We start from the raw sequence: 9,213 nt of genomic DNA, 5'->3' as shown, positions 1-9,213 counted from the left end.
CCCTCCCGACTCGCGCAGCGAGTCGAGAGAGGGGTGAAGGCGCGAAGCGACTCAGGGGGTGCTTCACTGTGCGGCGATGCGCGCCTCGATGCGCTCGAAGGCGCGCAGCATCGCCAGCGCGTCCTGCTCGCCGATGTCGGCCAGCAGCTCCGACTCGATGGCCTGCAGTTGCTTGCGCAGCGCGGCCACGGTGCGCCGGCCGGCGGGCGTCAGGTGCACCAGCTTCACGCGGCGGTCCTCGGGGTGGGGGCGGCGCTCGATCAGCCCGCGCTCCACCAGGATGTCGAGCAGCCGCACCAGGCTGGAGCCATCAAGCCCCACGGCCGCCGCCAGCGTGCTCTGCGATACATCGTTGTCGCTGCCCAGCTCGTGCAGGTGCATCAGCGGCGCCCAGGTGGCATCGCTCAGGCCGCTGGCGGACAGCCGGGCATCCAGCGCCTGGCGCCAGCGGCGTGCCAGGCCCACCAGGCGGATGCCGATGCGGTGGCGTGGGTCGGGCAGGGCTTCTTTCATAAGAAGCGATTTTACCACAATCATTTGAATTCAAATGATTGTGGTGCAATGGGGATTGCGGCCCAGGGGCCGACGCCTGTTACCGTTCCATGAACCAGGGGATAGGGGGCTGGGCCTTCTCTTGACCTATCATCTATTGGAGAAAAGCCGCCCGATGTGACAACTGTCCTCCGGCTCGCCCACCAGAACATCGCACAGGCCCTGCGCCAAAGCCCATCCATGCCTTCTCTTTCGTCCCCTCCGGCCGCAACACCGGCACACGCCTTTGTCCCCGAGACCCGCTTCGGCCTGTGGTTCCTGTCCACCGCGACCTGGCGCGTGCATGTGCTGCAGCGCGCCCTCAACGACCTGCAGCGCCTGGCACCCGACCTGCCCAAGGGCGGTGCCGTGCTGGACATCGGTACCGGCCTGGGCCACTCCATCCCGGAGCTGGCGGAGCGCTTTCGCCCCAGCCAGATCCATGCCCTCGATCCCGAGCCGGACTTTGCCGAGCGCAGCGCAGCGATGCGCCAGACGGTCAGCCCCCCCGTCACGCTGCACCATGCACATGCCGAGCACATCCCGCTGCCCGACGCATCGGTGGACCTGGTGCTGTGCCACCAGACCCTGCACCACATCGTGGACCAGCAGGCCGCGCTGGCCGAGATCTTTCGTGTGCTCAAGCCGGGCGGCCACCTGCTGCTGGCCGAGAGCACCCGCGCGTACATCCACAGCCTGGCCATCCGGCTGCTGTTTCGCCACCCCATGCATGTGCAGCGCAGCGCGCCAGAGTTTTTGGCGATGCTGGGCGAAGCCGGCTTCGAGGTGAAGCCCGAGCACATCAGCATGCCCTACCTGTGGTGGAGCCGCAAAGACCTGGGCGCCCTGGAATGGATGGGCTTTGGCGTGCCCAAGGATCGCGAGGAAACCCTGCTCAATGCAGTAGCGCGCAAACCGCTTTGAGGAGCTGACCACCATGCAGATCAAACTCGCCAGCGTCCTCGTGGACGACCAGGAAAAGGCCCTGAAGTTCTATACGACCCAGCTTGGGTTCGTGAAGGACAAGGACATCCCCATGGGCACCTTCCGCTGGCTCACCGTTCACTCGCCCGATGGGGTGGAGGGCGTAGAGCTGGTGCTCGAACCCATGGCTTTTCCGCCATCGGCCGTGTACCAGCGGGCCCTGTTCGAGGCGGGCATCCCGGCCACGGCCTTCATCACCAAGAACCTGGCGGGCGATTACGCGCGGCTCAAGGCCAATGGCGTGCAGTTCCGCGGCGAGCCCATGCGCGCGGGGCCGATCACGATGGTGCTGCTGGAGGATACCTGCGGTAATCTGATCAATCTCGTTCAGCCCGATGAGGCTGGCTGAACTGCACCGCAGGAAGCGCCCCTGCGAGCCCAGGTGCAGTCCTACCCCAGCGCCTTGATCACCGCCGCATGCGCCATCGCCAGCTCCGGCGAGGTGTGAAAGTGCCGCTGGTAGTGCCCTGAAAAATCCGCTTCGGCCGAATGCTCCAGCTTGAGCATCTCGCGCACGCGACCTGCCACGATGTGGGGTGCCTCGGCGGCATCGGCGTTGTCGGGCTCCATGGCCTCGTCGAGCATCACGATGAGGCGGCTCAGCGGCTCCAGCCAGCGCATGGACTCGGCATAGGCCATGACCTGCAGGAACTCGCCGGCCGACTGGCGGCCGTGGACTTTCTCATAGTCGCGCCGCTCCAGCTCGATCAGGTGGCGGTGCAGCGCCAGCAGCGCGGTGCGCAGGGCGGCGCATTGTTCGGGGGTGGCAGTAGTGGTCGTCATGGGCAGGCCGTTGGAAGAACAAATAGGTCTGCCGCATGATCGCACGCACTGACTAGGCGGTCAGTCTTTCATCTTGGCAAAGTCCACCAGCTTGGCGTACTGCGCCATGTCGTCACGCATCAGCGTGGCCAGGTTGGATTGGGGGGTGGGCAGCACCATGCCGGCGTCTTCGAGGCGGCGCCGCACGACCGGGTCCTGCAGGGTGGCCTTGAGGCCCTGGGTGAGCTGCTGGGCCAGGGCGGGCGGCAGGTTGCGCGGTGCGGCCATGGCGAACCAGCCGACCAGGTCATAACCCTTGAGCAGCGGGTGCTCGGCCAGGGCGGGCACGTTGGGCAGGGCCGGGCTGCGCGCGGCGCTGGTGATGGCCAGGGGCACCAGCCGGCCGCTCTGGATGAAGGGCAGGGCGGCGGTGGGCGACAGCATCGCAAAGTCCAGCGTGCCGCCGGCCAGGTCGCTGGTGAGCGAGGCGGTGCCGCGGTAGGGGATGTGCGTCATGAAGATGCCGGCGCGCTGCTTGATGAGCTCGCCCGCGAAGTGCAGCGTGGAGCCCACGCCCGAGCTGCCGTAGCTGAACTTGCCAGGGTTGCGCTTGGCCAGGTCGATGAACTCGGCCAGGGTCTTCACACCCGTCTTGGGGCCGGCCACCAGCAGCACGGGGGCGGTGGCGATGAGGCCGATGGGCGCCAGGTCCTTGAGCGGGTCGTACTTCTGCGCCGGGTTCACCAGGCCGGTGGCGGCCATCTCGTTGCTGGAGCCGACCAGCAGGGTGTAGCCGTCGGCCGGGCTGCTGACCACGCGCTGCGCGGCAATGGCGCCGGCAGCGCCGCCCTGGTTGTCCATGACCAGCGTGGCGCCGAGCCTGGGGCCCAGCGCGTCGCCGATGATGCGCGCGGCCTGGTCCACCGAGCCGCCCGGTGGGTAGCCAATGACGATCTTCACCGGCTTGGTGGGCCAGGCGGGCGCGCCCTGGGCCACGGCGGCGGGCGCATGGCACGCCCATGCCGCCGCAGCCACGGCAAGCCCGAGGGCGCCCCGGCGCGTGTGCCGCGCGGCGAGGAAGGGGGTCAACAGACGGGAGGTGGGCATGTACATGGTTGGGGGCCGTGGAGGTGAAGGGTTGCGAACAGGGTAAGGGGGCGAGGCAAGCAGGGATCAGGCCGGCGTTGCCAGGAAGCGCTCGGTCAGCTTGACCCAGTAGGTCGATGCCAGCGGCAGGCAGGCGTCGTTGAAGTCGTAGCCGGGGTTGTGCACCATGCAACCGCCGCTGCCATGCGCATCACCCACGCCGTTGCCCACGATGAGGTAGCTGCCGGGGCACTGCTCCAGCATGAAGGAGAAGTCTTCGCTGCCGGTCAGGGGCTGCAGGTTGGGCATGAGACCTTCATCGCCCAGCCAGTCGAGCGCGACCTGGCGTGCGAAGTCGGTGCTGGCTACGTCGTTCACCAGGGCGGGGTAGCGCCAGTGGTAGTCCACCTCGGCCTGCACGCCCAGCGTGGCGGCCTGGGCCTGCACCAGGGCGGTGATCCGCTCGCGCAGCATGGCGCGGATCTCGGGGCGGTAGGCGCGCACCGTCAGGCGCATGAGCACGCTGCCGGGGATCACGTTGGGGGCATCTCCGCCGTGGATGGCGCCGACCGAGATGACGGCCATCTCGCGGGGGTCGACATTGCGCGAGACGATGGTCTGCAGCGCCAGCACGATGTGCGCGGCGGCCACCACCGGGTCGGCCGCCAGGTGCGGTGCCGAGCCGTGGCCGCCGCGGCCCTTGACGGTGATGCTCACCGAGTCCGACGAGGCCATGAAAGGCCCGCCCATGAAGCCGAAGGTGCCCACCGGGTGGCCGGGCATGTTGTGCAGGGCGAAGATGGCGTCGCAGGGGAACTGCTCGAAAAGGCCGTCCTCGATCATCTTTCGGCCCCCGCCCAGGCCTTCTTCAGCGGGCTGGAAGATGAGGTGCAGGGTGCCGTCGAAGCTGCGCTCCTTCGCCAGGTGGCGCGCCGCGGCCAGCAGGATGGCGGTGTGCCCGTCATGCCCGCAGGCGTGCATCTTGCCCTGGTGGGTGCTGGCGTAGGGCAGGCCGGTTTCCTCGTGGATGGGCAGGGCGTCCATGTCGGCGCGCAGGCCCAGCACACGCGGGCTGCTGCCCAGGCGCAGCGTGCCCACCACGCCGGTGCCACCCAGGCCCCGATGCACCGTGTAGCCCCACTCGGCCAGGCGCTCGGCCACCAGGTCGCCGGTGGCGAATTCTTCGAATGCCAGCTCGGGGTGCGCATGGATGTGATGGCGCAGCGCCACCATCTCTGCCTCGATGGCGCGGATGCCGGGCAGCACCGGGTCGGTGGCGCAGGCGCTGCCGTGCGCATGGGCGTGCGCATGGACGTGCTGGTGCGGCTGCTGTTGTTCTTCGTTGTCTCGTTCGGTGACCTGGTTCATGGCGGTTCTTGGTGTGGTGTGCGGTATGCAGGCAAAGTCTAGAAACCGCACCCTCTCGGCGGCAGACAGGGGTTGCCTTGCACCGCATGGCGGTGCTTGTCTTGCTGTTGTCACGGGGTTGTGCTGGGGCGGGGGTGCAAGAGCGGCCGGGGCCTGCGGGCACCCATAATGGCCAGCATGAAACTGCACCAGATGCGCTACATCGCCGCGGTGGCTGCGCACGGCAGCATCCGCGCGGCGGCGCGTGCGCTGGGCGTGACGCAGGCGGCCGTCACCCAGGGCATGCGCGAGCTGGAGGCAGACTGCCAGCTGGCGCTGTTCACCCGGCACAGCGGCGGCATTGGCCTCACCCCCGCCGGGCGCGACCTGGTGCAGCACGCCCAGCGCATCCTGGAGCAGATGCACCAGGCCGAACAGGACCTGGCCCGCCACCGCGACGCGGGCGCACCGCAGCGCCTGTCCATCGGCATCACGCCCTGGGTGGCGCAGACCCTGCTGGCGCGCGTGCTGCCGCCGTTTCGCGCCGAGATGCCGCATGTGCAGCTGGAGCTGTTCGACGGCTTCTCGGCCTTGGCCTACCCCAAGCTGCGCGAGGGCAGCCTGGACCTGATGATCGGCCGCATCGCCGCGCCCGACGAGATGCTGGGCCTGCAGTCCACACCACTCTTTACCTACGAGGCCACGGTGATGGCCCGTGCCGGCCACCCGCGTGCGGGCGCATCGTCGATCCACGAATTGCTGGGCGATGACTGGGTGCTCAACTTCGGCCCTGGTGGTGAAAGAGAATTGATGGACCAGCTCTTCACCCAGCACGGGGCCGCCGTGCCGCGCCACCACATCCACCTGGCCCAGTCGGCCTCGCTGATGCTGACCCTGGTGCAAAAGACCGACATGCTCACCTTCTGCCCCTGGCCGCTGGCCGAGACCGCGTCGCTGCGCGGCAGCATGGTGGCGCTGCAACTGCGCGAGCAGTTCGCCCCGCGCACCGTGGGCATCATCCGCCGCAGCAACGAAACCCCGTCGCTCGCCGCACAGCGCTTCCTGGCGCACTTTACCGAGCAGGTGCAGGCCAGTGTGCAGTCGGACGACGCGGAGCTGCGGCGGGTGTTCTATTCGGTGGAAATGGCGCCAGGCGTGGGCGCCGGGGTGTGATGCCGGGCAAGGCGGGGTTGCCTCTGCATCGGCCCTGCGCGGGCGCGGCCTTTGTCCTTTTGGTTCCTGTGTCATCCGCCGCCGCATCTGTGGCGTTGCTGTAGGCAGGTTCTATGATCATGCGGCTGCCTGGTGAGAGCCGGGCCCACACAACAAAGTCGAGAGGGAGACCCATGCAGGGACTTGCAAGAAATCTGGCCGTGGCCACCATGGCGCTGTGCGCCGCTGCGGCCTTTGCCCAGCAGGCCACGAACATGGAGGCCATGAACCGGGGCGTGTTTTCCGATACGCCTGCACCGCCGCTCGGCGGCAGTGTGAAGGACTCAGCGGCCAAGAAGCGCGGAGCCCTCCAGCCGGGTACTGGCGATTTCTACCGCTTCGCCAAACTGGAGGCGCAGCCCGTCAGCCGCGAAGCCGGTGCGATGGACGTGCGGCGCTGGACACTGTCGGCCCTGGTAAGCAAGGCCACGGGCGACGTCGACTTTTACGTGCACTACTACGAGATCTACCGCGCAAGCTCCTGGAAGGCGCTCTCGGTGGCGCAGACGGATGCGGGCGAAAGCCTCAAGCTCGGCCGCCTTGGCGCACGGGTTGTGTCGTGCCGCAACGGCTGCTCCTACGCGGAAGAAATCTTCATCGACCTCACGCCCGCCGCCGTGGAGCGGGCCCGCACGCAGCCCCTGCGCATACAGCTGTCGGGCCTGGGCGCCAACCCCGCCCCGATCGAGATCGATGCGCAGGTGGTGAACGACCTGGTGGCCCAGGCGGGCGTGGAGGCTGCGAAGTACCGTAAGGTGGGTGCTCCGGCTGCGGCGGTGATGCCGGTTGCGGCACCCGTGCTGGCACCGCCAGCCGCGCAAGCGCCTGCCGCTGCGCAGCCGGTTTCGGTGGCCGATGAGCTGCAGAAGCTGGGCAAGCTCCGGGCCGATGGCACGATCACCGAGCTGGAATTCCAGAACCTCAAGGGCAGGCTGCTGGCGAAGTGAACTCGGGCGGGTGCGCCGAGCCGGCCATTGTTTTATTGCACCTGTGCCACCTGCCCCTATGATCCAGGGATGGCAGTAGATCGCATTTCCCACTTCACGCACCGTTGCACCGCACCCTCGCAGGGCGCCGTGCATGGGCTGCTGCTGCCAGCGCAAAAGAGGGCGGACACCTAGCATGCCGTCCCCGGTGCCCCCTGTGGTGCCCAAGCGTCTCAGTACCTTTCCGACGTTGTGGGCGTTTCTGTTCAGCCGCCAGCGCTTCGCCGACATGGCGGCCGCGCATGACCTGGCCATCATCATCCAGCCCGCAGACCAACTGGCGCGCTACAACGCGGGCGCATGGAGCACCGGCACCGAGCTGGAGGCCATGCGCCAGGCATCGCTCGCGCGCCTGCTGCGCACGCGCACCCAGTTCTGGCGCTCGGGCCTGGCCATCGTGGGGGTGTTCATGCTGTTGGTCATCATGTACTCGGGCCTGGGCCGGCCGCTGGAGCTGATCTTTCCGGACGACATGGGCAAGGTCCTGGCCGCCCTGGGCGCCATCTTCGCCACCTGGGGCTCGGTGATCCAGCTCACTGGCGTGGAGTCGTGGTCCGGCGAAAGCGCGGACGAAAAGCTGCGCAGCATGCTGTTCCAGACCATGTTCGTGCTGGGCGGGGCGTTTGCGCTGATTGGGGTGCTGTGGTGATGCCCGGCCGTTTGTGACCTCCGCCCTCAAGTAGCCCGCCCTGTGCGGGCTTTTTTTGGCTGTTTCCTTGGGGTAATGGAGGCCTTGCCCGCGCATAAATGCGGACCCTGTGCGGCCGGCCGGCCTGGGCAGACAGTGGCGATCCGATCCACTTGTTCCCGCCGAAGGGCCGCCGATGAACCTTTTCCAGCTGGCCTGGCCTGGCGCTGCCGATGACCAGGAGGATATGTCCGAGCAGCAGGTCATCACGTCGGCCCACGCCTGGCGCGGCGCCGGTGGAGGGCGGGGGGTTGCTTCGGGCATGCGGCTTGATACCGACGCTGGCCAGCGCGAACTGGCGCTGGAGCAGGAGGTGCAGCGGCTTGTGGAGATCAACCCTGCCAGCCGTGAGAGGCTGCGCGCGCTGGCGCAGTTCAACCTGTCCCAGCCTGCCATCGAGCACAAGCCTGCGGACCGGGAGGCGCAGTACATGGCGCTGGGCTATGCGGCTGCCGATGCCGCTGGCAACGCGCGGTTCGACGCCAATCTGGAACAGCGCCTGAATGCGCGGACGCAAAAGGCGCGCCCCGACGCCGTGACAGGCGAGCGCATCGTGCAGCGCTACAGCCCCAATTCTGAGCGCGAGCGCGTGGCCGCCGAAGAAAAGGAAATGCGTGCCTTGCGCGCCGATGCCCGCCAGCGCGCCGCAGCGCAGGAGATACCGTCCGTCGTACGAGGGCTGGCGCAGGGGGCGGGTGGGCTCTATGCCACCGCCATGGGCGCGGCCGGCCTGGCGGGTGAATTGACCGGGAGCGAGGAACTGCGCGATTGGGGTCTGGAGGGGTACCGGGAGACCATGCGCGGCGTCAACAACATCAGCCTTGCGCCGACCTTCACCGGTATTCGCAGTACAGGTGACGCGTTGGAGTGGGCGTTGGAAAACAGCGGCTACGCGGGCTTTCAGGCGGCAACCACCATTCTCTCGGCCGGCATGGGCGGCCTGATTGCCAACACGGTGGGCAAGAAGGCCCTGGGAGAGGTTGTTGGCATTGCCTTGAACAGCACGATGCAGACCTTTGGCTCTGTCTACGCCGATGCGGCCGAGGAGGCGCGCAGGACTGGCAAGCTGCTCGACCTGCCAACGATGCTGACCGGTGCCACGGTCTCCACGGCCATCGACACGCTCGCGAACAGGATTGGCCTGGATGCCTTGACCGCCAAGACCTTCAAGGGGAATGCACTGGAGCGCCTGGGCAAGTCCATGGGCACCCAGATGGCCGTGCAGGGCGGTACCGAGCCTGTGCAGCGTGTGCCCGAGGAGTGGGGGGCCGGCCGTGATCCGTATGGCCAGGGCCAGGTGGCTCAGTACCTCGACGAAGCTGCTGCAGGCGCACTGTTCGGCATTGCGTCGGGCGCCAGGGGGCGAAGGCGCCCCGGGAGTGTCGATGCTGTGGCGTCCGTTTCTGAAGACGATGTTCCCGGAGGTGATATTCCGCCCGAGACGCCGTATCAGCCATCGCCGCACCTGCCTGCCCCCGAGCGTGAGAGTTCGGCAGGACCGAAGGAGTTGGGTGGCCATGGCCGCAGTCGGCACGGTGGTCCCAATGAAGCACAAGGTCGTGAGGCAGGCTGGCCACGTACCGACGATCTGCCCTTCTAGGCGCCGCAGGCCGCGAC

Annotated in this window: 10 protein-coding genes; 6 read left to right on the top strand and 4 right to left on the bottom strand. The window is 67.9% G+C overall.

All coding sequences use genetic code 11. The features are described from left to right. Positions 1–63 precede the first annotated feature (63 nt). On the bottom strand, positions 64–513 hold the full coding sequence (locus ASE31_RS19025) for a MarR family winged helix-turn-helix transcriptional regulator (protein ID WP_057203395.1): 450 nt from the start codon (positions 511–513) through the stop codon (positions 64–66). Between the two features lie 219 nt (positions 514–732). On the opposite strand from ASE31_RS19025, the gene ASE31_RS19020 reads away from it, so the two are divergent. Both ASE31_RS19020 and ASE31_RS19015 read left to right on the top strand, forming a co-directional pair. Beyond that, on the top strand, positions 733–1,455 hold the full coding sequence (locus tag ASE31_RS19020; RefSeq protein WP_057203394.1) for a class I SAM-dependent methyltransferase: 723 nt from the start codon (positions 733–735) through the stop codon (positions 1,453–1,455). A 13-nt stretch (positions 1,456–1,468) separates the two neighbouring features. Further along, positions 1,469–1,864 (top strand): VOC family protein, encoded by a 396-nt coding sequence (locus ASE31_RS19015; RefSeq protein ID WP_057203393.1) that lies wholly within the window; start codon positions 1,469–1,471, stop codon positions 1,862–1,864. A 41-nt stretch (positions 1,865–1,905) separates the two neighbouring features. Here ASE31_RS19015 and ASE31_RS19010 read toward each other — a convergent pair whose 3' ends face one another. From ASE31_RS19010 to ASE31_RS19000, 3 genes are read right to left on the bottom strand one after another with little or no spacing between them, the layout of a single operon-like run. Next, a complete protein-coding gene (locus ASE31_RS19010) occupies positions 1,906–2,298 on the bottom strand; it encodes a hypothetical protein (RefSeq protein WP_057203392.1) in 393 nt (130 codons plus the stop codon). Positions 2,299–2,358: 60 nt separating this feature from the next. Next, positions 2,359–3,390, bottom strand: a complete 1,032-nt coding sequence (locus ASE31_RS19005) for a tripartite tricarboxylate transporter substrate binding protein (protein ID WP_082604256.1) — start codon at positions 3,388–3,390, stop codon at positions 2,359–2,361. Between the two features lie 60 nt (positions 3,391–3,450). Beyond that, positions 3,451–4,596 carry a M20 aminoacylase family protein gene (locus ASE31_RS19000; protein WP_235514647.1) on the bottom strand — a complete coding sequence of 382 codons (1,146 nt, stop codon included), beginning with the start codon at positions 4,594–4,596 and terminating at the stop codon, positions 3,451–3,453. Positions 4,597–4,908: 312 nt separating this feature from the next. On the opposite strand from ASE31_RS19000, the gene ASE31_RS18995 reads away from it, so the two are divergent. The 4 genes from ASE31_RS18995 (at position 4,909) to ASE31_RS18980 (ending at position 9,196) form a co-directional block, all read left to right on the top strand. Then, positions 4,909–5,883, top strand: a complete 975-nt coding sequence (locus tag ASE31_RS18995) for a LysR family transcriptional regulator (RefSeq protein ID WP_235514623.1) — start codon at positions 4,909–4,911, stop codon at positions 5,881–5,883. 173 nt (positions 5,884–6,056) lie between these two features. Beyond that, positions 6,057–6,869, top strand: coding sequence for an SHOCT domain-containing protein (locus ASE31_RS18990; protein ID WP_157412561.1), 813 nt, complete (start codon positions 6,057–6,059; stop codon positions 6,867–6,869). 175 nt (positions 6,870–7,044) lie between these two features. Continuing rightward, positions 7,045–7,557 (top strand): hypothetical protein, encoded by a 513-nt coding sequence (locus ASE31_RS18985; protein ID WP_157412560.1) that lies wholly within the window; start codon positions 7,045–7,047, stop codon positions 7,555–7,557. 175 nt (positions 7,558–7,732) lie between these two features. Beyond that, positions 7,733–9,196 (top strand): hypothetical protein, encoded by a 1,464-nt coding sequence (locus tag ASE31_RS18980; RefSeq protein WP_057203388.1) that lies wholly within the window; start codon positions 7,733–7,735, stop codon positions 9,194–9,196. The last annotated feature ends 17 nt before the right edge of the window (positions 9,197–9,213 follow it).

Source organism: Acidovorax sp. Root217, assembly GCF_001428645.1.
Classification (GTDB): Bacteria; Pseudomonadota; Gammaproteobacteria; order Burkholderiales; family Burkholderiaceae_C; genus Acidovorax.
Note: the sequence above shows the minus strand (reverse complement) of the source record. Positions and strands in the feature narration are given on the sequence as shown.